This is a genomic window from Actinoplanes sp. G11-F43, from assembly GCF_050589265.1.
Taxonomy (GTDB): domain Bacteria; phylum Actinomycetota; class Actinomycetes; order Mycobacteriales; family Micromonosporaceae; genus Actinoplanes.
Genome location: NZ_JBNZCE010000024.1, coordinates 21713 through 47033, shown reverse-complemented (window position 1 = coordinate 47033; position 25321 = coordinate 21713). Strand labels below are relative to the sequence as shown.

Genomic DNA, 25321 nt, shown 5'->3' with positions numbered 1-25321 from the left:
ATGGGGTTAAGGAAAGGGGGCCGTGATGGCGCGAGCGGGACTGACACCCGACCGGGTGGTGCGGGCCGGCGCCGAGCTGGCCGACGACATCGGCTTCGCCGAACTGACCGCCTCCCAGCTGGCCCGGCACCTGGGCGTCAAGGTGCCGAGCCTCTACACCCACGTCGGCGGCACCCACGATCTGCGGACCCGGGTCGCGCTGCTGGCCCTGGCCGAACTCGCCGACCTGGCCGCCCTCGCGGTCGCCGGGCGATCCGGCAAGGCGGCGCTGACCGCGCTGGGCGGGACCTACCGGGACTACGCCGCGGCCCACCCCGGCCGGTACGCCGCCACCCGCATGCGGCTCGACCACGAGACCGCCCTCGCCAGCGCCGGGCCCCGGCACGCCGCGCTGACCCGGGCCATCCTGCGCGGATACCAGCTGCCCGAGGCCGAGCAGAACCACGCCGTCCGGCTGATCGGCAGCGTCATCCACGGCTACATCGACCTGGAGTCGGCGGGCGGCTTCGCCCACAGCTCACCCGACTCCACCACCTCCTGGCTGCGGGCGCTGGACGCGCTGGACGTCGCGCTCCGCGCCTGGCCCACCCCCTCCGATGAGAGATGATCCATGATCACCACCCCGATCACCGCTGACCTGCTGACCGGCTTCGCCGACCTCGAACACACCGGGCACGGCCTGCTCCCGCACCGCCTGCCCGCCTGGGCCCGGGCCCGCACCGCCGACCCGCAACTGGCCATGGTGGAAGCCCAGCCGTCCGGCGTGCGGCTGACCTTCCGGACCCGTGCCACCGTCGTCGAACTCGACACCCTGCCCACCCGCCGCGCCTTCACCGGCCTGCCGGAGCGCCCGCACGGCGTCTACGAACTGCTGGTGGACGGTGTCCCCACCGCTCAGGCCACCGCACCCGGCGCCACCGTGATCACCGTCGACATGGCCGCCGGGACCGCCGACGTGCGCCCCGGTGAGCCGGGCACCGTCGTCTTCACCGGCCTGGCCGGCACCGACAAGACCGTGCAGATCTGGCTGCCGCACAACGAGGTCACCGAGCTGGTAGCGCTGCGCACCGACGCGCCGGTCGAACCCGCCCCGCCGTCCGGCCTGCCGGTGTGGCTGCACCACGGCAGCTCGATCAGCCACGGATCGAACGCGACGAACCCCACCGGGATCTGGCCCGCCGTCGCGGCCACCACCGCCGGGCTCGACCTGATCAACCTCGGTCTCGGCGGCAGTGCCCTGCTGGACTCGTTCACCGCCCGCACCATGCGCGACACCGCCGCCGACCTGATCAGCGTCAAGATCGGCATCAACATCGTCAACGCCGACCTGATGCGGCTGCGCGCCTTCGGGCCCGCCGTGCACGGCTTCCTGGACACCATCCGGGACGGGCATCCGGACACGCCGCTGCTCGTCGTCTCCCCGATCCACTGCCCGATCCACGAGGACACCCCCGGCCCCGGGGCATTCGACACGGCGGCGTTCGGCCGGGGCGAGGTGCTGTTCCGGGCCACCGGCGACCCCGCCGAAACGGCCGCCGGCAAACTGACCCTGACGGTGATCCGCGACGAGCTGTCCCGGGTCGTCGCCCAGCGCGCGGCGACCGACCCGAACCTGCACTACCTGGACGGCCTGGAACTGTACGGCGAAAAGGACGCCGACGCCCACCCGTTGCCGGACCGCCTCCACCCGGACACCGCCACCCACCGGCTGATCGGCGAGCGCTTCGCCGCGTGGCTGTCCGGCAGCGAAATGATCAGCACGCCTCGGTAGGTCCGGACGCGTCGTCCACAGACGGTCGCAGTGGGTCTTCTTCTCGACTGCCTGATCACTCGCGCAGGCGGCCCGCCCAGCCGAGATCTGCCACCGGAAAGAGCCTCGTTCTCGGCCGTCGTCCCGCTCGCGGTCAGCTCCCCGAGCGAATGTCCGCTTCCCTGCCCCACTCCGAGCCGATCTTGGCGGATTTACCACCGGAAAGAGTCTTGTTCTCGGCCGCCTGATCACTTGCGGTCAATCCCTCGCGCGGGCGATCCGCTCAGCTGCGATCTTGGTGGATTTACCACCGTTTCCGGTGGTAAATCCGCCAAGATCGGCCCAGGGTGGGGCAGGGAAGCGGACACCCGCGCGGGGAATTGACCGCGGACCGGTTGCCAACGAAGAAGAAGGCTCGAAACGGTGGTAAATCCGCCAAGATCGGCCAGGGCGGAGCTGGAAGGCGGACATTCGCGCGAGGGATTGACCGCGGGCCGGCCGACGACCGAGGAGAAGGGCCCAGTTGGCGGGACCGGTCTCACCAGTCCATCCAGCCGTCCAGGGGTGGTCGGCGCAGGTGGGCCGGGATGTCGTAGTCGACGGCGGTCAGCCAGTGGGCGCCCGGCAGCGCCCGGTAGCCGAGGCCGCCGGTCAGCTCGCGGACGACCAGGGGCATGTGGGCGGCGCCGAACACGATCGACACCTCCATGTCCTCGTCGGCGAACTCGCCGTGGATCTCCCGGATCACCCCGAGCAGCAGGTCGTCGCGTTCGTCCCGGGCGAAGACCGAGTCGTCGTCGATGGTCAGCCCGGTGCCGCCCAGCCAGTCGTCACCGCGGGTCATCGCCATCTCCAGGGCCAGGAACGGGGTCAGCGCCGCCACCATGATCCGTTCCTCGGGAAGCAGCTCGCGATCCGGGCGGGCCGGGCCGGCGGTGTGCGCGTCCGGAAAGATCACCGGAACGCCCAGCGCGCCGTAGTCGATGTCCTGGGCGACGATGTCCCGGCCGGCCCGCTGCCGGGCCAGGCGCATCGCGTTGGCGTACGCCATCCCGGTCGGGCTCGGCATGTCGGCCTGCTCGGCGATGACCGCCTGGGATGAGCGCATCCGCTGCCAGATCGCCCAGTAGTAGTCGGGATGGCCCATGTGGATGGTGGGCATCACCACCCAGCGCATCCCGCCGGCCGGCCGCTGGAACTCGGCGACCACGGTCCGGAACCCGGCCTCGGTCAACTCGGTCAGTCGCATGACGGCTGGACCAGCTGGGCCCCGCCGAGGTGCGAGGCGCGGACGTGGTTCTCCGGGGCCGCCGGCAGCGCGTCGAGGCACTCCCGGGAGCAGGCGGTCACCAGCAGCGGCAGGACGTCGGTGGCGACCCACAGCGAGTGCCAGACCTGGTGGAACTCGCCGCGGAACGGCTGATCGCAGACGGAGCAGGACCGGACCCCGGAGATGCCGTGCACGTACGGGTCCAGCGCCGCCGGATCACCCGGGGTGACCGCTCGCAGCGCGGGGAACGGCGGCCGGTGCTTGAAGTTGCCGAACAGCCACCGGGTGCTGACCGTCGAGTCCCGCAGCCGGGCGCACCGGGTGATCTCGTAGGGGAACCAGTGCAGACGGCGCGACGTGTACGGGCTGAACGACTCCAGGGCGCTCATCAGCCCGATCTCGGGTGGGATCCGGACCAGGTTGCTGCCGTACAGCACCAGGGTGCGCACCCGGGTGAGCCGCCCGATCGCCGCGGGCAGGGTGATCACGTCGCGGCGCAGTTCGGCGGGCATCACGGCGAGTGGGGCGAACTCCTCGCGCCCGTCGGCGGCGGCCTCGTCGATCAGCTCCAGCAGCCGCAACCAGCCGGGCGCGGTGGTGTCCTGCCGTTCACCGTGGAACGACGTCCCGACCGGCCGGGAACGTTTCGAGAATCCGGTGCAGCGGCAGCCCTGCTGCGCCGTCTGCCGCGGGCCGGGCCCGGCGGCGCCGGCGAACTGGTCGGTGAAGATCCGGGGTTCCTCGGTGCTCACGGCCCCGAACATATCGACGCCGCGCACCGGGTCAGAGCCGGGCGGCGAGCAGCGGCACCCCCGGCCCGGACAGGTCGGGCAGTGCGGCGGCGCGGCCGGTGGCGGCCATCCCGAGGGCTTCGGCCGGGCCGCTGATCTCCGGTCCGTCGCCGGCCGTCCAGTCGATGTCGGTGGCGGTCAGGCGCAGCCCGCCGAGACGGCCGGGCGGGGTGAGCCCGGGCGCCGCGCCGGGGGCGGTCAGATAGCCGAGCAGGATCCGCCAGTGCTCGGCCGGCACGTCGGCGGGCAGGCCGAGCGGCCGGGCGATGTCGCGCAGGTGCACACACGTCTCGGCGAACGGTCCCATCGGGCCGACCCGCGGCGGGTTCAGGCGGTCGGCGGCGTGCGCGCGCAGCAGGGCGATCAGTTCCGGACGGGGCCGTCGGGCGAGGCGGCGGGTGAAATGGTCCACGGTCCGGTCGGTGTCGCCACGGTAGCGGATCGAGACGAGCAGGAAACGACCGAACTTCACCAGCATCGGCTGTACGAGGTGAGCCGCCATGTGCTGGACGTCCCACCCCTCCGACAGGGTCGGTGTGGCCCAGGCCGTGTCGTCGAGCCCGTCCAGGAAGTCCGCGATCATCAGACGGTTCCGGCTGGTCAGCGTGTGGATCATGACAGATCCCGCTGCCGCCGTACGTCCCGGTTGAGGCTCTCCAGGACCCGCAGCGCGATGACCAGATCGGCCGGGCCGTGCTCGGCGGCCATCGTGCCGAGCCGGGCCAGTTCGTCCGCGCGGATCCGGGCGAACAACTCCGTCCCGGCCGGGGTGGCGGCGATCAGCACCGAACGGCGGTGCGCCGGGTTGTCGCGGGTCTCGGTCAGGCCCAGCGCGGTCAGGTCGTCGACGTGCCGCTGGATGCCCTGCCGGGCCAGGTCGAGGTGGTCGCCGATGTCCGGCACGGTCATCGGGCCGCGCTCGGCCAGGATCTCCAGCACCGCTCGGGTGCCGACGGTCAGCCCGTCGGCGCGCAGGGACGCCTCGACCACCCGGGCCGAGTTGAGCACCAGGGGGCGGACCTGGCGCAGGAGGTCGTACACCATCGTGCCTCGCTCTGACATGACAACAATGATGTCATATCGAAGGTCGGCGTGTCTCAGCGGCGGTCGTCGAACTCCCGGCGCATCTGGCGGCCGGTCCGGAACGCCTTACGGCTCATCCAGAAGCCGCCGACGACGAGAGCGATGATCAGCAGGAGCAGTAGCCAGCGCATGGTCTGGCGATTCCCCGATCACATCGACTTCAATCGCTCCGCCCGGATCAGAGTGCGCGTCGAGTGGGCGACAAAAGATCCATGCTTGCGGATGTACGCGTCCAGCCGCTCCAGGTCGGCCAGATGACGCTCGACCGTGAAGTCCGGGACCCACCACACGCATTTGCGCAGGATCCACACCACCGCCCCGATGTCGGTGAACTCCATCCGGCAGCGGGCCGTCCGCAACTCCACCACGTCCAGCCCGGCCGCCGACGCCTCGGCGGCCTCCACCCCGGGATCCCGCGCGGTCGCCGGGAGGGGCCCGAGGAACCACTCGATCAGCTCGAACGCCGAACCCGGGCCGACATGCTGCGCCAGATAGGTCCCGCCCGGCCGCAGCACCCGGCTGATCTCCGGGAAGTCCGGCCGCACCGGATGCCGGCTGCTGACCAGGGCGAACTCGCCGTCCGCGAACGGCAGGGGCGCACCCGGCGGGGTCTCCACCACCCGCACCCCGGGGATCAGCCGGGCCCGGGCGGCGTTCGGCGGCCAGCCCTCGGTCACCACCATCCGGGGCGGGAGCACCGGCATCTCCGCGATGATCTCCCCGCCGCCGGTGTCGACGTCCAGGGCCGAGTCCACCATGGCGAGCCGGGCGGCCAGCAGCCGTGCGTAACCCCACGGCGGCCGTTCCTCGCATGCCCGCCCGTCCAGCCAGCCGAAACCCCAGCCGGTCATGTCCGCGGCCGCCGCCTCGGTCACCAGATCGTCGAAGGAGCGCATACCGCAGTCTGCCGATCGCCGGCGGCGGGCCGCACCCGATTAACGGCCTACAGTCGACCGTCATGGGGATGTACACGTCGATCCGCGGCTGGCTGGAGATCGACCACGCGCAGCGCGGCGCGGCCGAGGCGGTGATCGCCCGGCACCACCATGAGCTGTACTCCGGTGGCTGGGCGTTTCCGGTCAAGCCGTTCAACTGGACGCTCTACCTCTTCTTCGGTGGCGACATCCGGGACGGTGCGGTGGACTGGTTCCGCGCACAGGTCCGCGAACTGGCCGCCCTGACCCCGATCGACGACGACGGCGATCGCCCGGACGGGATGTTCCTGCTCACCGACGAGTACGGCACCGCCGTCACCTGGCACGTCCGCGACGGCGCGGTGACCGAGGGGCCGGCGGGCTCACTCAGGTGGTTCGCGGGCCGCTGACCGTGCTGGCGCCCTCGGCCGCGAACGGGCCGCTGACCGTGGTGGGCACGCCTCCGGCCGCGAACGGGCCGCTGACCGTGGTGGGCACGCCTCCGGCCGCGAAATCCAGGGCCGCCAGGTGCATCTCCGTCTCGGTGCCGGACAGTCCTGCCGTGAGTGTGCCGGCCAGGTCGGTCAGGGGGACACCCCGGCGGCGCAGCACCCGCATCGCGGCGGCCCGGGCGGCGGCGCGGTCGATGGTCAGGCGGTATGTGCCGGCCCGGGCCAGCAGAGCCGCCCGCCATCCCGGGGGCAGTTCGTCGCGGCCGCACTCCTCGACGATCGTCCCGGCGCACGAGTGCGACACGCTCCAGTGCAGCCGGCCGTGCACGATCTGCTCGCCGATCGTCGCGCGGGCGTCCCCGCAGTCGTCGCAGGAATACGGAACGGTCACCCGCCGACTGTAGAAGGGCTCACTTCGTGTGCCGCGGTGCGGCTGTCACTTCGTGTGCCGCATCGGTCGCGCGGACGTCACCGAGCTTTGTCCGGGCGTACCAAATCGTGGGTTAGGTCGGTGATCCAATCGACCGCGACCTGCGCCTGTGTCGGACCGGTGTGCAGACCGTTGATGATCAGCCAGATCCGGTCGGCCAGAAGCTGGTCGCCGCCGATGTCGGTGACCAGGCGGTCCAGGAGCGCGCGCGAGTCGGTCAGGAACGCCCGTGCGACCCGGGCCGGCTCGTCGTCCTCGCCGGGGAATTCGGTCAGGTAGTTGCGGAACGCGCAACCCCGGTAACCGGGCCTGGTCACCGAGTCGGCGATCTCGGTGACCAGGGTGAGCAGGCGCTCCACCGGATCGGTGGTCCAGCGCAGCGCCTCCTTGACGGACCGTTCGCGCTCGCGGCGGGTTAGGCTGAGGTAGGCCGCCGCCAGTTCCGCCTTGCTCGGGAAGTGCTTGTAGAGCAGGTTCTTGCCACATCCGGCGACCTCGACGACCTGGGCCATGCCGACCGCGCGGACGCCGTACTCGTAGAAGAGCCCGGCGGCCGCGGTCAGGATGGTGTCCCGTGTCCCCGGGGCCGGCGTCCGCGCCATGAGATCACCTTACATTCGGACATTTCGGAGTTTGCCCGCTTCCAGGTGCATGATCCGGTCGACCAGGTCCAGACCCTCCGCCCGATGGGCGATCACCAGCACGGTCCGGCCGGACGCCGCCCCCAGCAGGTCCGCCATCAGCGCCCGGCCACCCGCCTCGTCGATGCCCTCGGTCGGCTCGTCCAGGATCAGCAGATCCGGATCGGCCAGCAGCGCCCGCGCCGTCGCCAGCCGCCGCTGCTGCCCGCCGGAGATCGTGCCGCCGCCGGTGCCCAGCCGGGTGTCCAGGTCCAGCCCGCCCAGCCCCACCCGGTCCAGCACCTCGGTGAGCTGCTGATCGGTGGCGTCCGGCGCGGCCAGGCGCAGGTTCTCCCGCACCGTCGAGGCGAACACGTGCCCGGTCTCCTCACCGACCAGCACCGCCCGGCCCCGGGTGCGCACCATGCCCTTACGCGGGGTGAGCAGCCCGGCGAGCACCGCCGCGAGCGTCGACTTGCCCGACCCGGACGCCCCGGTGATCGCCGTCCGCGAGCCGGCCTCCAGGTGGAGTTCGACCCCGTCCAGTACCGGGGTACGCCCCGGATCCCAGCCGGCGACCAGTCCGTCGATCTGAACCGCGTCCATCAGCTCACCCGTTCCCCTCCGCGCGGCCGTCGCGGTCGCGCTCGTCTCTTCTGCCGTGTCGTTCCCGGTTGCCGTGCCGCTATCGGTCGGCGTGCCCTTCCCGGTTGGCGTGTCGTTCCTGGTGGCCGTGTCGTTTTCGGTCATGGCTGCCACCCGGCGTTCGGCGCCGGCCGCCCGGCGCCGGGCGATCGCCGCCTCCGGCAGGCCGACGACGGTCTCGCCCAGCACCACCGCGCCCAGCAGCAGCACCGCGCTCCACTCGGCGGACAGCCCACCCGGGGCGAGGGCGAGAGCCACACCGGTCACCGCCGCGCCCCACCCGGCATGCGCGATCGCCGACGCCAGCCCGGCCTCCCGCGCCGCCCGCGACTCCAGGCGGGCGAGGGCCCGGCTTCTCTGCGCCGGTACGCCGGGACGGCCCCCACCCGCACCCAGCTCCTCGACGGCGTCGACGGTCTCCACCACCGCGTCCCGCAACGCCGACCGGGCCGCACCCGTCGCCGCCTCCGCCCGGTCCGCCTGCCATCCGGCCACCGCGGGCGCCAGCACCCCGGCGAGCAGCAGCCCGGCGGCCAGCGGAACCGCCGCCACCGGCGCCATCAACGCCACCGTGACCAGGGCGATCACCGCGGTCACCGCGGCTGCCGCGACCGGGAGCCGGCCCCGCAGCAGCCCGTCCACCGAGGCGTCCACGTCGTCGACCAGGCGGGTCAGCAGATCGCCGCGCCGGTGCAGCCGGGGACCCGGGACGTGCGGGATCAGGTCGGCGTACACCCGCGCCCGCCGCCCACCGAGCCGTGCGAACGCGACGTCGTGCGCGACCAGGCGTTCCAGGTAGCGCAGCAGCGGCCGGGCGACGGCGCTGCCCCGGACCAGGACCACGGCGGTCGACAGGCTCAGCACCGGCGGCAGCGACGAGGCCCGGACCAGCAGCCAGGCGGCGGCCCCGGTCAGCAGGATCCCGGCCAGCGACGAGCCGGCCCCCAGCGCGACCGCGACGCCCGGCCGCCGGAACCACGCCCACCGCCCGGCCGGCGCGGCGGGGTCGGATCCGTCGAGCCCCGGCCGGGGAGCGGTCGGCGAGATGCCGGTTTCCGGCGTCACCGGCTCATCGGTCATGCCGGACGAATCAGTGCCGAGCTTGGGCGTGCCAGGCTCATCGGTCATGCCGGATGGGCCGGTGTCAGGGTTGGAAGTGTCGGCCTCGGGCGTGCCGGGCTTGTCGGTTGTACCGGATACGTTCCTGCCTGGCTCGGGCGTGCGGAGCACCTTGACGCCGGACCACGACGGGAGTTCGCCGCCGTCCCGGAGCGTGACCGTCACTCCGCCGCCGACCGGGGTTCCGGTGGACGGCGGGCGCAACTCGACGCTCCGGTCCGCGGCGGCCAGCAGGGCCGGGCGGTGTGCCACCACCAGGACCGCGCCGCCCAGCCCGGCGAACTCCCGCAGCCGCCCGATGACCAGCCTTTCCGCGGCGGGGTCGAGGTGGGCGGTCGGCTCATCCAGCAACAGGGTCACCACCGGCCCGGCGGCGGAGGCTGTCGGGGTGGTGGCGGCCAGGGCCCGGCCGGCTCGGTGCAGCAGCACGGCGAGGGCCAGGCGCTGGCGTTGGCCGGCGGAGACGCCGGCCGCCTGTTCGCCGAGAGGGGTGTCCGGGCCGATCTCGCCGGTCAGCCCGGTGAGGTGCAGGGCGGCGGTGATCTGGCCGGCGGTGGCCGACGGGGGGAAGGCCTCGGCGACGGTCCGGGCGTGTGGCAACGCCGGCCGTTGTGGCAGGTAGAACACCTGGCCGACGGCTATCGCACCGGACATCGCCGGGTGCAGTCCGGCGAGGACCCGCAAGGTGGTGGTCTTCCCTGCGCCGGACACCCCGCGGAGCGCTACCGTCTCCCCGGCGTGGACGGTCAGCTCGTCCAGCCGGACCGCGTCGCCGGCCGCGCCGGGATAGCGCGCCCGCAAGCAGGTGGCCCGGACGCCCCACCGGCCGCCGGGCGCGCTGAAGACCGGGTTTCTCGCCGGCGGAGCGAAAGTCAGCGCTCGGAAAGGGTGCGGCTCGAAAGATGGCGGCCCGGAAGGCTGCGGTCCGGAAGATGGCGGCTCGGAAGGCAGCGGTCCGGAAGACGGCGGTCCGGAAGGCAGCGGATCCGGGGGCGGCGCAGCGGAAGACGACGCCGTGATCGGGTCGTCCGGGCCGGTCAGGATCTCGTCGACGTCAGCGATGACCGCGCCCGCATCGGTGGAGGCGTGGTAGCGGGCGGCCATCTCGCGGAGCGGCCGGTAGGCCTCCGGCGCCAGCAGGATCACCAGCAGCGCCGGTCCCAGGGGCATGTCACCGGCCGCCACCCGCAGCCCGGCCTGTACCGCGATCAGCCCCACCGACAGCGTGCCGACCAGGTCGAGTGCGGTGGACGACAGGAACGCGATCCGCAGCACCCGCAGAGTCGCGCGCCGGTGCCGGTCGGTCAGATCGGCGATGACGGCGGTCTGGCGTTCGGCCCGGCCGTACATCCGCAGGGTCGCCAGGCCCCGGACCACGTCCAGGAAGTGGCCGGCCAATCGGGCGTCGGCGGCCCACCGCTGGTCGGCACGGGTTTTGGTGGCCCAGCCGATGAGTGCGCCGAGCACCGGGATCAGCGGCAGGGTGACCAGTGCGATCACCGCGGACGCCGGATCCACGAACGCCATGATCACGACGACCAGTGGGGGCAGCAGGACGCCCAGGACCAGGGCCGGGAGATAGCCGGAGAACCAGGGGCGCAGCACGTCCAGTCCGGTGCCGAGGACGGTGCTCAGGCGGCCGGGCCCGTATGCCGCCACCCACGCCGGCCCCCGCCCGACGATCCGGTCCAGCAGCGACTGCCGCAACTCGTCGGTGACCCGGGCCGCGGTCCGCTGGGCCACCACCTGTTCGGCCCAGGCCAGTAGCCCGCGGGTGGCGAACGCCCCGGCCAGCAGCACGGCCGCCCAGCCCCGGGCGGTGCCGGTGACGATCCGGGTGAGGGCGACCGCGATCAGCACGGTGGCGGTCGCCTGCCCGGCGCCGATCAGCGCCAGCAACGTGATGCCGCCCCGGCTGGCCCGCGCGTGCCGCAGGAGGCGCGGATCGACCGGACCCTTCGCTCTGGACGAAGCCGACGAAGCCGACGACGAGGCCGACGAAGCCGGTGAAACCGACGACGAGGCCGGCGTTGAAACTGGTGACGAGCCCGGTGACGAGGACGGCGGGGGGACCGGGACGGGGGACGGGGTGGCGACGGTCGTCACGAGGCGACCCGTTCGCTGGCGACGCGGCGGCGGAACACCCAGTACGACCAGGCCTGGTAGACGAGCACGCCGGGCAGGATCAGCACTCCGGCGACGGTGATGATCTTGAGTGCTTCCGGGCCGGCCGCCGCCGACTCGCGGGTCAGCGACCAGGCCGGGTTCAGGGTGCTGCGCAGCACCACGTCACCGTGGACGGTGAAGACGGCGACTACCGCACCGGCGACCGCGGTGGCGACGGCGGCGAACGCGGTGCCCTCCCGGGACCGGCGGGCCTGCAGGCCGGCGACGAAGGCGAGCGCGGCGGCGGCCAGGGTCAGCCGGCTGCCGGTGATCACCCCGGCCAGCAGCAGGGCGACCGCGGTGCCGGTGCCCAGGTGCCGGGCCACGTCGCGGGCCCGGCGGCGCACCGGGCCGGTGGTGCGCAGCGCCAGGAAGGTGGCGCCGAGCAGGATCGCGGCGGCCAGCGCGGCCAGCGCGCCGATCCCGGCGGCCGGGCTGACCAGCGGGCTCAGGCTGCGGGCCAGCCCGGTGCCGGTGACCTCGCCGTCGGCGCGCAGCGCGAGACCGTCGACCAGGATGCCGAGGACGGCGCCCCAGAGCAGCACGATGCCGCCGGAACTCCAGGCGAGCAGCTGGTCGGCGCGCCGCCGCCAGACCGGTGAGTCGTGCTTGCCGCGGAACTCCAGGGACACCCCGCGGATCGCGAGCAGCAGCAGGATCAGCACCATCGGCAGGTAGAGGGCGGACATCAGGGCGGCGTACCAGTCGGGGAAGGCGGCGAACGTGACTCCGACGGCCGCCACCAGCCAGACCTCGTTGCCGTCCCAGAACGGGCCGACCGTACGGACGATGGCTCCTCGTTCGTGCTCGTCACGGCCGAGGACGGGGCCGAGGACGCCGACACCGAAGTCGAAGCCCTCCAGGACGAAGTAGAGCACCCAGGCCAGAACCAGTACCGCGAACCAGAACGTGATCACCGAAGCTCCTAGTACGAGGGGACCGGGTCGGGCTCCTCGGAAGAGGAGACGGGAGGCGCCAGCGGCTGCCGGGAGAGGTGGACGACGAGGCGGTACCAGACGAGCGCGAGCAGGCCGTAGACGAGCGTGAACCCGGCCAGTGACGCGATCACCTCGGGGCTGGTCAGGCCGGGCGAGATGCCGTCCTCGACCTTGGAGATGCCGAACGCGATCCACGGCTGCCGGGCGGTCTCGGTGAAGATCCAGCCGAAGGCGTTGGCGGCGGCCGGGAGGACCGGGGCGAGCAGCACGAACCGGCGCAGCCAGCGCGGGGTGCCACCGCCGGGCTGGAGGAACCGGGGGAGCAGCGGGACGCGGCGGGTGGTGTCCCAGGTGGACCAGAGGTGGAAGGCGGCCAGGGCCATCGCGAGCACCCCGGCGCCGATCATGAACCGGAACGTCCAGAACGCCACCGGGATCATCGGCACGTAGCTGCCCGGCCCGTACATCTCGGTGTAGAGGGCTTGGAGATCGTCGATGCCCTGGACGGTGCCGGTGAACGACCCGGTGCCCAGGAAGGACAGCAGGCCGGGGATCTCGATGCTGAAGAACGGCCGGTCGTGGCCGAGTTCCCCGATCGCGAAGATCGAGAACGGCGCGGCGGAGGTGGTCTCGTAGAGGGCCTCGGCGGCGGCCATCTTCATCGGCTGCACGGCGGTCATCACCTTGCCGAGGTGGTCGCCGCTGATCGCGGTGACCGCCCCGCCGATCAGCACGGTCCACGCGCCGACCTTGGACAGGGTGCGGAACGCCACATCGGCCGAAGCGCGCCAGATCCCGATCGCCATCAGCAGGCCGCCGCCGGCCATCGCCGCCCCGCCCATGGTGTGCGGGAACGCGGCGAACAGCACCTCGTTGGTCATCAGATCGGCGAAGCTGGTCAGGTGCGCCCGCCCGGTGGTCGGGTCGAGGGCGTACGCGACGGGGTTCTGCATGAACGAGTTGGCGGCCAGGATGATGTACGCCGACAGCAGCGTCCCGACCGCGACGACCACGATGGTGGCGGCGTGGATCCGGCGGGGCAGCCGGTCCCACCCGAAGTACCACAGGGCCAGGAACGTGGCCTCCAGGAAGAACGCGAGCATGCCCTCGATCGCCAGGGTGGGACCGAAGACGTCGCCGTAGAACCGGGCGAACGCGCTCCACCCGAGGCCGAACTGGAACTCCTGGACCAGCCCGGTGACCACGCCGACGGCGAACGTGACGATCAGCAGCTTGCCGGTGAACTTGGTCAGGTGCAGGTACTTGTCCCTGCCGGTGCGCATCCAGGCGAGCTGGAATCCGGCCGCGGTGGCGGACAGGCAGATCGACACCGGGACGAACAGATAGTGGTAGATCGTCACGACCGCGAACTGCAGCCGGGTCAGATCGAGCACGTCCATGGGAACCCCTCTACGACGATTCGTAGTAGATACTACGACGTGTAGTACGACGGTTTGAAGTAGAGTGGCGTACATGGCAAGGAACGACCTCGAACGTGAGGTCATGGCGAAACTGTGGGACGCGGGCGAGGCCCTCACCGTCCGGCAGGTGTACGAGCTGCTCAACCGCGATCGCGATCTGGCGTACACCACGGTCATGACCGTCCTGGACCGGCTCGCCAAGAAGGGCCTGGTCCTGCAGCAGAAAGCCGATCGCGCCTATCGGTACGCCCCCGCGCAGACCCGTGAGGAGATGACCGCGGGGGTGATGCTCGACGCGCTCAGCGCCACCCCCGACCAGGACGCCGCCCTGGCGTACTTCGTCGGGCAGCTGCCACCCGAAGCGCTGAGGGCGGCGATCGAGAAGGCCCGTAACATCGAGCGGTGACCGCCCTCCTGCTCGGCGCCCTCGGGCTGACGCTCTCCCTGCTCGCGCCGAAGCTGCTGGCCACCGCCCGCTGGACCGACCGGTCGCCGGTCGCCGGGGTGCTGTTGTGGCAGTCGCTCACCCTGACCGCCGTACTCTGCGCACTCGGTGTGGTCCTCGCCGCCCCGGAGGAGGCCTCCCGCGCGGCCGGGGCCCGGCATCCGGAGACCGTCGCGGCCCTGCTCTTCTCCCTCGCGGTGGCCGCGGTCATCGTGATCCGGCTGATCGTCTCCCTCGTCCGGGTGACCTCGCGCGCCCATGCCCGCCGGGACCGGCACCGGACCCTCGTCGACCTGCTCGACCGGGTGGAACGCCACGAGGATCTGACCGGCGAGGAGGTGCGGGTCCTCGACGCGCCGCTGCCGCTGGCCTACTGCGTGCCCGGCCGGGACCCGCGGGTGGTGCTCAGCGACGGGGTGCTGCGGGTGCTCGACCGCGAGCAGGTGGACGCGGTGCTCGCCCACGAGCGCGCCCACCTGCGGCACAAACACGAGCTGGTGATGGAGTCGTTCACCGCGTTCTACCAGGCGGTCCCGGCGCCGCTGCGGTCCAAGGCCCCGCTGGACGCCGTCCACCTGCTGCTGGAGATGGTCGCCGACGACGCCGCCCGCCGCCGCACCGGGCCGGCGCCGCTGCGGGCCGCGCTCGCCCGGATGACCGACGCCGTCCCCCTGGCGGAGGAGGTGACCGCCGACCCGGAGGGTGAATCCCGGCGTCGCCGGCTGGCCCGCCTGGACGGTCCGGCGACCGGTTCGGGGGCTGTCACGGTGGCCGCCACCGCCGCCGCCGCGGGCCTGCTGGTACTACCCACAGTGATCCTGGTGGTGCCCTGGCTGGCGCGGGCGCTGGACGCCTGGCCGTTCCAGTGACCGTCCGTTACAGGCGCCGCGCATACCGTATGTCCACTTGTGCGACCTTCATTTGCCGGGATGATCCGAGTACGGTGGTCCCCGGTCCGCCCAGCCCCCCATCGGTCACCCGGCCGATCTGGCGGACCGCCGCCTTGTCGGATGAAAGGACAACGCACCTGTCGTGAGACGAATGCGCAACCTGCTGACGGCCCTGGTGGTCGCGGTGGGCATCGTTGTCACGGGTCCCGCTGTCGCCTACGCCACTCCGTCACCGTCCGATGTCGAGAAGCAGATCGACGAGGAGTGGAACAAGCTCGAACCCGTCATCGAGGACTACAACGGCAACCACGTCAAGCTGACCAAACTCCGCAAGGAGCAGAAGTCGCTGGCGAAAACTCTCGCGCCGCTCCAGAAACAGGTGGACGCCGCGATGGTGGAGGTGCGCGGGCTGGCGACCGACGCGTACATCCAGGGGCCACCGAGTGTGGCCAACGCCATCCTGACCGGTGACCCGGACGGCCTGGCCGACAAGCTGACGCTTCTCGACCAGCTCACCCGCACCCGGAAGGCGTCGATCGAAGAGGTCACGAAGCTGCGCGACAAGTACGCGGCGGACAAGGCCGAGGTCGACAAGATGGAGTCCGAGATCGCGATCCGGGACACCGATCTCAAGGGCAAGAAGACGGCGATCGAGAAGGAGATCACGAAGCTTCAGAAACTTCGGATCACCGCGTACGGGAATTCCGACGCCTCGGACGGCCCGTTGCGCACCGGTCCCTGCCCGGTCACCTACACGAACGACAAGGGTGGCCGTGCCGCCCAGAAGGCGTGTGACCTGATCGGCAAGCCCTACGTCTTCGGCTCCAACGGCCCGAACAGCTACGACTGCTCGGGTCTGACGCAGGAGGCCTGGGGTTCGGTCGGCGTGCGGCTCGAGCACTACACGAAGAACCAGTGGGGTGCCACCACCCCGGTCAGCCAGGCCGATCTGAAGCCCGGTGACCTGGTCTTCTACTACTCGGACCTACACCATGTCGCCCTCTACATCGGCGGCGGCAAGGTGGTCCACGCACCGCACACGGGCGACCACGTGCGGATGGCCAGCATCGATCGTGGGCCGATCGCCGGTTACCGCCGGCCCGGCTAGCGAAACCTTGCGAGAGAGACCGCCGTCGTCTGCTGACGGCGGTCTTCTTCTTTCATCTGGTACGCCCCACGAAGGCCCCGCTTCGTCCGCGCGAGCCGGGCGGCCCGCCCGGACCGTGCCGCGACCGCCGGGCTTGAGCGGTCCGTCACCGGCTGTGGTGGTCCAGCAGCTTGCGCAGGCTGGCCGGCCCCTCCTCGGCCAGTGAGGTCAGCAGCCGGAAGTGGTAGCCGCGCGCGCCGACCGCCCCGAAACCCTCGGTGACCAGGTGATGCACGTGCGCTGCGGTCTGGGAGAGCGGCTACGGCATCGCCCTCACCGGCCACTGGCTGGACTTCGACTGGCGGGCACACGAGGCCGAACTCAACGCCGTCCCGAGGACCCGAAAGCACTGCCCCTGATCCTCACCCACGGCTGGCCCGGCAGCACCGTCGAATTCCTGAACGTGATCGGCCCGCTCGCCCGGCACTTCCACGTGGTCGTCCCGGCGATCCCCGGGGTCGGGCTGTCCGGCCCCACCACCCGCCCGTGGGGTGCCGAGCTGATCCCGCGCCGCGCCCCGGCGAGTCCCGAACCGCGGTGCGGCACGCGATCGGGTGCTGGTTCTGGTGTGCCGCGTTGCGGTGCGTTCCGGACCGCGGCTCGGCACACTCGGGGGAGGCGGTTCGAGCGTGGTGAGTCGCGGCGCGAGACGCGCCGGAAGTCACCACGCTGGAACTGGGGTCAGGGGGTCACCGGGGGCATCGCCGGGGTGCCGTCCAGGTCGCGCAGCTGGCGGTGGACGTGGTCGTCGAGAGCCGACCGGTACCCGACGGCGAGCTGACCCAGGCGGTCGATCTCGTCCAGGGCCGCGGCCCGGTCCCGGGCCAGGCCGTCCATCGCGTCGGAGTGGTTGCGCTGGGCGTCCGCCTCGATCGCGCCGGCGGTGCGGCGGGCGTCACCGGTCACCTGGTCGGCCTTCGCCCGGGCGTCGGACAGCAGCACGTCCGACTCCATCTGGGCGTCCCGGACGTGATCCTCGGCGGTGCGCTGCGCCATCATCAGCACCCGGTCGTTGTCGGGCGACGCGGCCGGCGCGGGCGGGGGAGCCGACCGGGCCTGGTCGCGGGCGCGCTCCAGCTGCACCTGCACCTCGCGGGCGTCGTGCTCGGCGCGGGCCAGCCCCTCACGCATCTGGCGCAGCCGGGCGGTCAGCTCGACCAGCTCGGCCGCGTCACCGTTGAGCACGGTGGTGGCCGCCGGGTCCGGGGCGGGACCGCCGTCGCGGCGCAGACGATCGGCGAGGACGCTGTTCTCCTCGATCAGGCGGACCAGCTCCTGGCTCGCCTCGTCCAGGAAGGCGTCGACCTCCTCCTCGTCGTAGCCGCGTTTCCCGATCGGCGGCCTCCTGAAGTCCATGTTGTGGATGTCAGCGGGAGTGATCGGCACAGTTTTCCTCGTTTCCCGCCGGGGCCGTCCGTGTCCCCCGGCGTCATTGACGACAGCACCACCGCCGGGCGACCTTACCCAGCGCAGTGGCCGGCGACCGCCCGCCATCGAACGCCCGCCCGCGGAGCGTAACCGGCGGCCGCACCCCCGACGGCGTTACCGGTACCGGATCATCCGGTCACTCCGGCCGTATAAACGCAGGCAGAGGCCATCGGACGCGACCCTTGCGCAACTTCTTGGCGAGTCCGGCATCGGTGTGATGGGCGTCACCGAATCCACCACTGTTTCGGGCGCCATCCAGGAGAGGTGAAGATCACGGTCCGCGCTCGGCGTAACCCTCCGGTAAGCGGAGCCGGGACGGAGCCGGGCAAGGACCGGAGTACGGCCGGGGTGTGGGCACCGGCCCGGCTGACCCGTACCGCGCGGCGCGGTGCGGGCATAATCGCGTGTCATGAGCGATGCCTTGATCAACAGCCTGGCGGCGGCCGTCGAGGCGCGACCGGACGACCCGACGTTGCGGCTGCATCTGGCCGAGCTGCTGGTGGCGGCCGGCCGTGGCGCGGAGGCGATCGGGCACGCCGCTCAGGTCCTGGCTCGCGAACCGGGCAACACCGCCGCGCAACACCTGATGGGCCGGGCGCTGGGCGGGGCTGCTCCGGCCGTACACAATCCGGTGTCTCCGCAAGCGGAACCCACCGCGACCGCCCCGCCGGCGCCGCCCACCGGCACGCCCGGTCCCTCCCCGGACGCCTCCCCGAAGCCCGCCGGAAAGCCCGGGGCGGGGATCGACTGGGCGGCCATGGAGGAGCAGTTCGGCGACGTGGTGCCGCCCCGGTTCGCGCGCGACGGGGAACCGGATCCGGTGCGCGGCGACGACGACCGGGCGTTCGACGTGGAGCGGTCCACGGTGACCCTCGCCGACGTCGGTGGCATGGCCGAGGTGAAGAAACGTCTCGAGGTGTCGTTCCTGGGGCCGCTGCGGAATCCGAAACTGCGCTCGCTGTTCGGCAAGAGCCTGCGCGGCGGGCTGCTGCTGTACGGGCCGCCCGGCTGCGGCAAGACGTTCCTGGCCCGGGCGATCGCCGGGGAGATGGGCGCCGCGTTCGTCTCACTGAGCATCACCGACGTGCTGAACATGTGGATCGGCAGCTCCGAACGCAACCTGCACGACCTGTTCGAGTCGGCCCGCGGGCACGCCCCCTGCGTGCTGTTCCTGGACGAGATCGACGCCCTCGGGCACAAGCGCAGTCAACTGCAGTCGTCCATGCGTACCGTCGTGAATCAACTGCTGACCGAACTGGACGGCGTGGACGGCGGCAACGACGGCGTGTTCGTGCTGGCCGCCACCAACGCGCCCTGGGACGTCGACTCGGCGCTGCGCCGGCCGGGGCGGCTGGACCGTACCGTGCTGGTGCTCCCACCGGACCGCCCGGCCCGCGCCGCCATCCTGGAATACCACCTGCGGGACCGCCCGGTCGCCGGGATCGACCTGGGCGCGGTCGCCGACGCCACCGAACACCACTCCGGCGCCGACCTGGCCCACGTGTGCGAGACCGCCGCCGAATACGCGATGCGCGACTCGATCGCCACCGGCGAGATCCGCATGATCAACCAGGCGGACATGCTGGCCGCCGCGAAAGAGGTCCGGCCGTCCACCGACGCGTGGTTCAGCACCGCCCGCAACGTGGCGATGTTCGCCAACGAGAGCGGCGAGTACGACGACCTGGCCGCCTACCTCAAAAAGCGCAAGATCCGTTGAGTGCGGCCGCCCGGGCCCGCGCGCTCGCCGACGTGGGCCGGCTCGACCAGGCCGAGGACGAGGTCCGCTCCGGGCTGGTCGACACCCCGCACGACGCCGAACTGCTGGGCCTGCTCGCCGGCCTGCGGCGGCTGCGGGGCGACGTCACCCGGGCCCTGGAATACGCCGACGCCGCCGTGGCGGCCGCCCCCGGTCAGTCGGTGGTACACATCGAACGAGCCGAATGCCTGCTCGTGCTGTCCCGCTGGGACGAAGCCCTGGCCGCGGCCCGCGAATCGGTGCGGCTCGCGCCGTCCCGGCCGGAACCCCACCGGGTGCTGGCCCGCTGCCTGACCGTCCGCAAAGACTTCGGCACGGCCCGGGAAGCAGCCGGCCGGGCCATCACCCTGGCCCCGCACTCGGTACCCGACCTGATGACCCTGGCCGAAGTGGAACGACACGCCGGCCGCCGGGACGCCGCCCGCCAGGCGACCGCCCGCGCACTCGCCGAAGACCCGGCCGACACCGAGAGCCGCTGGATGATGGCGTTGCTCGACGCGGAGACCATGCGGGTCCGGGACGCGATGCGCGGCCTACGGCAGCTGGCCGCCGACCACCCCGACCGGTACGGCGCCCCCGCCCTCACCTGGCCGATCCGTGGCCTGCTGGCCGGTCTGCGCCGAGGTCTCCTGGCCGGGGTGCCGCTGGTGGCCGTACTGGCGTCGATCGGCACCTGGTGGGGCCCGGCGCTGCTGCTGTCCCGGGGCGCGGCAGTGGTGATGGCCCTGGTGACGGCCGGGCTGGCGGTACGGGTACTGGTCCCGGCCGGCCGCCTGCCGTGGCTGTGCCTGGGCCTCCTGCCGGCCCGGACCCGTCGCGCGGTCGCCGCCGGCCTGATCGCCGCGAGCTGGTCGGTCCCGGTCCTCAGCTGGTACGCCCTGACCCCCCGATGGTCCACCCTGGCCCTGGCCGCCGGCCTGACCGTGGCCCTGCTCGCCGCCGGCGCCACCGAACAGAAGGCGTGACGGGCGTCTTGTGGGCCGGGGCGGCCGGGCGGCACCGGGTCCGTTAAGTTCTGCGGTCGTGATCGATCAACGGCGGGCCTGGCCCGTGAACCTGGCCATCGCCGGGGGCGCCCTGCTGGCCGGCGCCGCGGTGACCGTGGCGACCCTGTCCCTGACCGGCTGGCGTTTCGTCCCGGAACACGAGTACCGGGTCGAGGTCCGTCTCGGGGCCGCCACGACCGTCGAGCAGTCATCGGCGGTCCGCACCGTCCTGGAGGACCTGTCACCGGAGACGGCGGTGACCGTGGACACCCGCGAGATGTTCTTCGAGCGAGTACGCGCGAGGACGGAGAACGAGGGCATGACCGTGCCGGAGAGTGTCAGCGCCGCCGACATGCCGGAAACAGTCACAGCCGTCACCGTCGGCCGTGACTTCGACTGCGACGAGGTCGTACCACTTGTCGACTATCCCGGCGTCGACAACCTCACGGTGTTCCGCACCGACGGCGGCGACGGCCGGCTCTTCGCCCTGGGGTGCAGGTGACAACCGCCGAGCCGGAAGCACCGGTCACCGTCACTGCCACCGAGCCGGAGATGCCGGTCACCGGGAGACAGCCGTCCACCCTTCCGCGCCGGTTGATCATCGCCGGTGTCTCCGCCCTGGCCGGAGCCGGAGTGGCGGTCGCCGCCCTGCTGACAGCCGGCTGGCGGCACGTGCCGGTCGAGCGCTACGAGGTCCGGGTGTTCTTCGTCCTGCCGGCCACCGCCGACCAGAAGGAATCGGTCCGGGCCGCACTGGACGGGCTGCCCGCCGCCCAGGGGAAACCGATCCTGCGTACCCGCGACGAGGCGTGGGCGGAATACACCAAGAGATTCACCGACGCCGGTGATCCGGTGCCGTCCGTCGTCACCCGGGAGACCATCCGCGAATACGCGACCGTGTCCACCACAGGCCGTGACTTCGACTGCACCCCGGTGACAGCAGTGAAGACCGCCCCCGGAGTCGAGTCGGTCCAGGTCGCCGTCTACACGGACGGTCCGCTCCCGATCGAGGCGACCGCCTGTTGACCCGCCCACGCCATGATCGGCGGGTGCTGCGGGCCGTGCTGTTCGACCTCGACGACACCCTCGTCGACCAGGCCCGCGCCGCCCGGACGGCCGTCATCGCCTGGGCGGCGACACTCGGCATCGACGACCCCGGGGTGCCCGGCCGCTGGGCCGCCATCTCCGAACGCCACTTCGCCCGCCGCCAGCGCCGCGAGACCACCTTCCAAGGTCAGCGCCGGGACCGGGTACGGGAGTTCCTCGACCGGGACCTGTCCGACGCCGAGGCGGACGTGCTGTTCGAGGGCTATCTGGAGCGGTACGAGGCGGGCTGGATCGCGTTCCCGGACGCGCTGCCGACGCTGCGGCGGGTGCGGGCGGCCGGGCTGACCGCCGGCATCCTGACCAACGGCGACCGGGACCAGCAGTGGCAGAAACTGGAACGAGTGGGCCTGGCCACCGAGATCGACCTGATGATCACGTCGTCGGAACTGCCGGCCGGCAAACCGGATCCGCGCGCCTTCCAGCACGCCGTCGCCCGGCTGGGCGCATCACCGGGCGAGGTGCTGATGGTCGGCGACTCGCTGTCCAAGGACGTGCGCGGCGCACTGGCCGCCGGCTTGCCCGCGCTGCTGCTGGACCGCGACGACCGGTACAGGGGCTCAGACGTGGAACGCATCCGCACTCTCGAAGAGGTGCCGCCCGGCTGGCCCGCCGACAAACCCAACAAGAACGAACGTTCTATCCAGCCGCGGTAGCCCGTAAGCTCGAACATTGATCCAGCCGAGTCGATCCACAAGAACGAACGTTCTATCCAGCCACGGCAGCCCGCAAGCTCGAACGTTGATCCGGCCGAGGGCGGTCCGCGAGAACGAACGCTTGATCCAGTCGAGGTGGTCCGCGAGAACGAACGTTCTGTGCGGCCATTGAAGTCCGCGAGAACGAACGTTCTTTCCGCTTAGCGTCGTCTTGGTGCCGTCTTCTGGCTTCCGAGCCCCCGGTCACCCTCTCCGGGGAGACTGTCGGGGCTCGATCATGGAGGATTTGTCGCCATGTCGAGCCTTGCTCCCAGCCGCCTGATCACTCGCGGTCAATCCCGCGCGCGGGCACCCCGTCCAGCTGAGATCTTGGCGGATTTACCACCGGAAACGGTGGTAAATCCCCCAAGGTCGGCCGGATTGGGAGCAGGGGGCGGACACTCGCGCGGGAATGGGACCGCTCGCGTGCCGGCGGCCAAGGAGAAGTCTCAAGACGGTGGTAAATCCGCCAAGATCCGCCGCAGAGGACGCTCACGCGGGGGAATTGACGGCGGGGCCGAGCCGCCAAGGGGAGGGCTCCTCAGGGGCGACCAAGGCTGAACGTTCTTCCGATCGGTCATGCAAGACCGAACGTTCTGTCTGGTGGTGGGTGGTGGGGTGCGGTGAGGGCGGGGGCGGGGTGAGGCCGAACGAGCTGTCTGGTGGTGGGTGGTGTGGGGTGAAGTGGCACGGTGCGGTTGGTGGAGTGGGATGGGGCGAGACCGAACGTTCTGTCTAGCAGCGGGAGGTGCGGTGCGGTGCGCTGCGGGTGGGGTGAGGGCGGGGCGGGGCCGCAGCGGGGCTGGGTCCAAGCGGGGCGGGGCCGCAGCGGGGCTGGGCCCAAGCGGGGCGGGACGCGGCGGGGCGGGACGCGGCGGGGTGGGGACGGGCGAGGGCCCCCACCGCGACGCGGTGGGGGCCCTCGGGATGTGCCGGGGAATCTACTTCTTGGCGGCGGCCTGGTACAGCGCCTCCGGGGTGACCAGGCCGGCCAGGACGCGGCCGTCGTCGGTCAGCAGTACGGTGAACAGTGAGCCGCTGAGGACGCGGCCGCTGCCCCAGTCGCCGCTGACCGGCTGGAGGGTGCCGAGGAAGTCCTCGGCCAGCTTTGCCGCGTCGGCGCCCTCGGGGGACTCCGCCTTGGCCTCGCCGGTCAGCTTGGACAGGTCGCCCTTGGTCGGGGCGCCCTCGGCCACCATGATCGACGTCCAGCCCTGGCCGACGACCTTGAAGCCGTCGCCGCCACCGGACTTGCGGGCCTCTTCGAGAGCCTTCTTGGCCTCTTCCTTGCCCTCCGCGCCGGCCTGGTGCCGCTTGTCGAGAGCGTCGGCCGGAACCTTCGCCTCCTCGATCTCGGCGCCCGGCGGCGGGTTGAACGTGAACTGCTCGTCGGCCGGAACGTCGAAGCTGATCTGCTCGAACGCCACCCGGAACGCGGGCTTGGTGGTGTTCTTCGCGTAGACGTCGACGCGGAGCGGGATGTGCTCCTCGGCGTCGACGGCCAGGCGCACCTGGCCGACCAGGGACGCGGTGTCCTTGGGGCTGAGCACCAGCTCGTACGCGTCCCGCCCGGCGACCTGGGCGGCCCCGGTGGTGGCGACCGCGGTGGTCGGGTCGATCGCCGCGAGTGCCGCGTCGGCGGCGGCCTGCGGGGTGACCGGCGCCTCGCTGGCCGACGGGGCCGGCTTCTCACCGGGCTTGACGTCCGGCAGTTTCAGGTGGGTGCCGGTGTTCTGGGTGCTCTCCCAGACCCACACGTCGGTGCCGTTGCGGATCACGTCGGTCTGGCCGCTGGTGCCGACCAGCGCGAACCGCGCCTTGTCCTCACCGGCGACCCACACCCGTGCGGTGTTGTTGCCGGCGATCAGGCTGGTGAGACCGCCGCCTCCGCCGCCCTGGACGTTTCCGAGCAGCCCCGCGATGCCCGGCAGCCCCAGGTCGGAGCTCTGCACCACGGTGCCGGAGAGCCCGTCGATCTCGGCGCTCTGCAGGTCGACGAGCAGTTGGGCGGCACTGCGCTCGGGCAGTCCCGGTTCGGCGTTCGCCACGATGGTGCCGGCCGCTGCGCCGCCCCCGATGACCACGACTGCGGCGGCCGACGGGACCAGCCAGCGCAGGGTGGGCCTGGACCTCAATACGGACACGATGTCCACCTCCCGAATCTCTGCGACCCATCGTGCTCCGGCTCCGCTGTGATCCGGCTGAGAGGAACCCCTAAGGGAGCAGGGTCATATAGCTTTAAAAGACCAATACAAGACAAAACGATTGAGGGTACGTATGACCACGTACGAGGGGCGTGAGCTGCCCAAACCCGACGAGGAAGTGTTCGACCAGGGTCTCGGGTTCGACCTCGGGACGATGCGGCGCCGGCAGGTGCTGAGGGCGTTCGGCATCGGGGCGGTGGCGCTCGGCCTGGGCGCCTGCGGAGGGGAGGACACCGCCACTCCGAGCGCGACCGGCGGCACCTCGGCGAGCGCGACTCTGACCGAGATTCCGGAGGAGACCGCGGGCCCGTACCCGGGCGACGGCTCCAACGGCCCCAACGTGCTGACCGAGAGCGGCGTGATCCGCGGTGACATCCGCTCCAGCTTCGGCGACGCCGAGGGGACCGCCGAAGGCGTCCCGATGACCCTCGTGCTGACCGTCAAGGACCTGGCTAAGTCGGCGGCGGCCTTCGCGGGGGCGGCCGTCTACGTGTGGCACTGCGACCGGGCCGGGAAGTACTCGCTCTACTCCGACGGGATCACCGGCGAGAACTACCTGCGCGGCGTGCAGATCACCGACGCCGACGGCACGGTCACCTTCACCAGCGTCTTCCCGGCCTGTTACAGCGGGCGGTGGCCGCACGTCCACTTCGAGGTCTATCCGGACCAGGCGAGCATCACCGAGGCGTCGAACGCCATCGCGACCTCCCAGGTGGCGCTGCCCAAGGACATCTGCGACGAGATCTACAAGCAGCCCGGGTACGAGGACTCGGTCACCAACCTGGGGCAGGTCACGCTCGCCGGCGACAACGTCTTCGGGGAGGACTCCGGCGCCACCCAGCTCGCCCTCGTCACCGGCGACGTGGTCAGCGGGTTCGAGGTGGCCCTCACCGTCGGCGTGGACACCACGACCACCCCGTCCGGTGGTGGCGACGCACCGCCCGGTGGCGGGATGGGGGCACCGCCGAGCGGTGGACCCGGTGGCCGGCCGCCGAGCGGTGGGCCGGGTGGGCCGCCGCCGAGCCGCTGAGATCACGCTGAGAGCCGCTGTCCCGCGCCCGATCGGC

Annotated in this window: 26 protein-coding genes; 13 read left to right on the top strand and 13 right to left on the bottom strand. The window is 71.9% G+C overall.

All coding sequences use genetic code 11. The features are described 5' to 3' along the window. Window positions 1–25: 25 nt before the first annotated feature. Window positions 26–607, top strand: coding sequence for a TetR/AcrR family transcriptional regulator (locus tag ACQ0O7_RS27335; RefSeq protein ID WP_430785732.1), 582 nt, complete (start codon window positions 26–28; stop codon window positions 605–607). 3 nt (window positions 608–610) lie between these two features. Further along, window positions 611–1771, top strand: a complete 1161-nt coding sequence (locus ACQ0O7_RS27330; protein ID WP_430785730.1) for a GDSL-type esterase/lipase family protein — start codon at window positions 611–613, stop codon at window positions 1769–1771. Between the two features lie 517 nt (window positions 1772–2288). On the opposite strand, the gene ACQ0O7_RS27325 is transcribed toward ACQ0O7_RS27330, so the two are convergent. From ACQ0O7_RS27325 to ACQ0O7_RS27305, 5 genes are all read right to left on the bottom strand, one after another. Then, window positions 2289–2999 carry a hypothetical protein gene (locus ACQ0O7_RS27325; RefSeq protein ID WP_430785728.1) on the bottom strand — a complete coding sequence of 237 codons (711 nt, stop codon included), beginning with the start codon at window positions 2997–2999 and terminating at the stop codon, window positions 2289–2291. Further along, the gene (locus ACQ0O7_RS27320) at window positions 2990–3772 is read right to left on the bottom strand and encodes a leucine-rich repeat domain-containing protein (RefSeq protein WP_430785726.1); all 783 of its coding nucleotides are present in this window, start codon (window positions 3770–3772) and stop codon (window positions 2990–2992) included. Before ACQ0O7_RS27320 ends, ACQ0O7_RS27325 begins: the two co-directional genes overlap by 10 nt. Window positions 3773–3803: 31 nt before the next feature. Then, on the bottom strand, window positions 3804–4427 hold the full coding sequence (locus ACQ0O7_RS27315) for a maleylpyruvate isomerase family mycothiol-dependent enzyme (protein WP_430785724.1): 624 nt from the start codon (window positions 4425–4427) through the stop codon (window positions 3804–3806). Next, window positions 4424–4873 carry a MarR family winged helix-turn-helix transcriptional regulator gene (locus tag ACQ0O7_RS27310; RefSeq protein ID WP_430785722.1) on the bottom strand — a complete coding sequence of 150 codons (450 nt, stop codon included), beginning with the start codon at window positions 4871–4873 and terminating at the stop codon, window positions 4424–4426. The genes ACQ0O7_RS27315 and ACQ0O7_RS27310 overlap by 4 nt, the downstream gene beginning before the upstream one ends. A gap of 170 nt (window positions 4874–5043) precedes the next feature. Next, window positions 5044–5790: a class I SAM-dependent methyltransferase gene (locus ACQ0O7_RS27305; protein WP_430785720.1), complete on the bottom strand. Its 747-nt coding sequence runs from the start codon at window positions 5788–5790 to the stop codon at window positions 5044–5046. 62 nt (window positions 5791–5852) lie between these two features. Here ACQ0O7_RS27305 and ACQ0O7_RS27300 point away from each other — a divergent pair, with 62 nt between their 5' ends. Then, window positions 5853–6218 carry a hypothetical protein gene (locus ACQ0O7_RS27300; RefSeq protein WP_430785718.1) on the top strand — a complete coding sequence of 122 codons (366 nt, stop codon included), beginning with the start codon at window positions 5853–5855 and terminating at the stop codon, window positions 6216–6218. Here the strand turns inward: ACQ0O7_RS27300 and ACQ0O7_RS27295 are convergent. The 5 genes from ACQ0O7_RS27295 to ACQ0O7_RS27275 form a co-directional block, all read right to left on the bottom strand. After that, window positions 6196–6651 (bottom strand): hypothetical protein, encoded by a 456-nt coding sequence (locus ACQ0O7_RS27295; RefSeq protein WP_430785716.1) that lies wholly within the window; start codon window positions 6649–6651, stop codon window positions 6196–6198. The two genes, ACQ0O7_RS27300 and ACQ0O7_RS27295, sit on opposite strands and share 23 nt — an antisense overlap. 77 nt (window positions 6652–6728) lie before the next feature. Next, window positions 6729–7292 carry a TetR/AcrR family transcriptional regulator gene (locus ACQ0O7_RS27290; protein WP_430785714.1) on the bottom strand — a complete coding sequence of 188 codons (564 nt, stop codon included), beginning with the start codon at window positions 7290–7292 and terminating at the stop codon, window positions 6729–6731. Between the two features lie 9 nt (window positions 7293–7301). Then, a complete protein-coding gene (gene cydC, locus ACQ0O7_RS27285) occupies window positions 7302–10979 on the bottom strand; it encodes a thiol reductant ABC exporter subunit CydC (protein WP_430786289.1) in 3678 nt (1225 codons plus the stop codon). A gap of 197 nt (window positions 10980–11176) precedes the next feature. Continuing rightward, the gene (gene cydB, locus ACQ0O7_RS27280; protein ID WP_430785712.1) at window positions 11177–12157 is read right to left on the bottom strand and encodes a cytochrome d ubiquinol oxidase subunit II; all 981 of its coding nucleotides are present in this window, start codon (window positions 12155–12157) and stop codon (window positions 11177–11179) included. 8 nt (window positions 12158–12165) lie between these two features. Then, window positions 12166–13578, bottom strand: coding sequence for a cytochrome ubiquinol oxidase subunit I (locus tag ACQ0O7_RS27275; RefSeq protein WP_430785710.1), 1413 nt, complete (start codon window positions 13576–13578; stop codon window positions 12166–12168). Window positions 13579–13651: 73 nt separating this feature from the next. On the opposite strand from ACQ0O7_RS27275, the gene ACQ0O7_RS27270 reads away from it, so the two are divergent. From ACQ0O7_RS27270 to ACQ0O7_RS27260, 3 genes are all read left to right on the top strand, one after another. Then, window positions 13652–14005, top strand: a complete 354-nt coding sequence (locus ACQ0O7_RS27270; protein ID WP_430785708.1) for a BlaI/MecI/CopY family transcriptional regulator — start codon at window positions 13652–13654, stop codon at window positions 14003–14005. Then, window positions 14002–14913, top strand: coding sequence for a M56 family metallopeptidase (locus tag ACQ0O7_RS27265; RefSeq protein WP_430785706.1), 912 nt, complete (start codon window positions 14002–14004; stop codon window positions 14911–14913). The genes ACQ0O7_RS27270 and ACQ0O7_RS27265 overlap by 4 nt, the downstream gene beginning before the upstream one ends. A 172-nt stretch (window positions 14914–15085) precedes the next feature. After that, window positions 15086–16042, top strand: coding sequence for an NlpC/P60 family protein (locus ACQ0O7_RS27260; RefSeq protein WP_430785704.1), 957 nt, complete (start codon window positions 15086–15088; stop codon window positions 16040–16042). A 145-nt stretch (window positions 16043–16187) separates the two neighbouring features. On the opposite strand, the gene ACQ0O7_RS27255 is transcribed toward ACQ0O7_RS27260, so the two are convergent. Further along, entirely contained in the window at window positions 16188–16316 is a 129-nt protein-coding gene (locus ACQ0O7_RS27255) for a hypothetical protein (protein WP_430785702.1), read from the bottom strand. Between ACQ0O7_RS27255 and ACQ0O7_RS27250 the strand changes: the two genes are divergently transcribed. Then, the gene (locus tag ACQ0O7_RS27250) at window positions 16311–16862 is read left to right on the top strand and encodes an alpha/beta fold hydrolase (RefSeq protein WP_430786287.1); all 552 of its coding nucleotides are present in this window, start codon (window positions 16311–16313) and stop codon (window positions 16860–16862) included. The two genes, ACQ0O7_RS27255 and ACQ0O7_RS27250, sit on opposite strands and share 6 nt — an antisense overlap. On the opposite strand, the gene ACQ0O7_RS27245 is transcribed toward ACQ0O7_RS27250, so the two are convergent. Then, window positions 16763–17467, bottom strand: coding sequence for a DivIVA domain-containing protein (locus ACQ0O7_RS27245; RefSeq protein ID WP_430785700.1), 705 nt, complete (start codon window positions 17465–17467; stop codon window positions 16763–16765). The genes ACQ0O7_RS27250 and ACQ0O7_RS27245 overlap by 100 nt on opposite strands. 451 nt (window positions 17468–17918) lie before the next feature. Between ACQ0O7_RS27245 and ACQ0O7_RS27240 the strand changes: the two genes are divergently transcribed. From ACQ0O7_RS27240 to ACQ0O7_RS27220, 5 genes are read left to right on the top strand one after another with little or no spacing between them, the layout of a single operon-like run. After that, window positions 17919–19226: an AAA family ATPase gene (locus ACQ0O7_RS27240; protein WP_430785698.1), complete on the top strand. Its 1308-nt coding sequence runs from the start codon at window positions 17919–17921 to the stop codon at window positions 19224–19226. Further along, a complete protein-coding gene (locus tag ACQ0O7_RS27235) occupies window positions 19223–20230 on the top strand; it encodes a tetratricopeptide repeat protein (protein ID WP_430785696.1) in 1008 nt (335 codons plus the stop codon). The genes ACQ0O7_RS27240 and ACQ0O7_RS27235 overlap by 4 nt, the downstream gene beginning before the upstream one ends. A 58-nt stretch (window positions 20231–20288) precedes the next feature. Further along, entirely contained in the window at window positions 20289–20753 is a 465-nt protein-coding gene (locus tag ACQ0O7_RS27230; RefSeq protein ID WP_430785694.1) for a hypothetical protein, read from the top strand. Next, the gene (locus ACQ0O7_RS27225; RefSeq protein ID WP_430785692.1) at window positions 20750–21277 is read left to right on the top strand and encodes a hypothetical protein; all 528 of its coding nucleotides are present in this window, start codon (window positions 20750–20752) and stop codon (window positions 21275–21277) included. The genes ACQ0O7_RS27230 and ACQ0O7_RS27225 overlap by 4 nt, the downstream gene beginning before the upstream one ends. A 23-nt stretch (window positions 21278–21300) precedes the next feature. Further along, the gene (locus ACQ0O7_RS27220; protein ID WP_430785690.1) at window positions 21301–22011 is read left to right on the top strand and encodes an HAD-IA family hydrolase; all 711 of its coding nucleotides are present in this window, start codon (window positions 21301–21303) and stop codon (window positions 22009–22011) included. Between the two features lie 980 nt (window positions 22012–22991). Here ACQ0O7_RS27220 and ACQ0O7_RS27215 read toward each other — a convergent pair. Continuing rightward, window positions 22992–24194: a LolA family protein gene (locus ACQ0O7_RS27215; RefSeq protein WP_430785688.1), complete on the bottom strand. Its 1203-nt coding sequence runs from the start codon at window positions 24192–24194 to the stop codon at window positions 22992–22994. A 133-nt stretch (window positions 24195–24327) separates the two neighbouring features. On the opposite strand from ACQ0O7_RS27215, the gene ACQ0O7_RS27210 reads away from it, so the two are divergent. Then, complete coding sequence (locus tag ACQ0O7_RS27210) at window positions 24328–25284, top strand: 3,4-dioxygenase subunit beta (protein WP_430785686.1); 957 nt, start codon at window positions 24328–24330, stop codon at window positions 25282–25284. The last annotated feature ends 37 nt before the right edge of the window (window positions 25285–25321 follow it).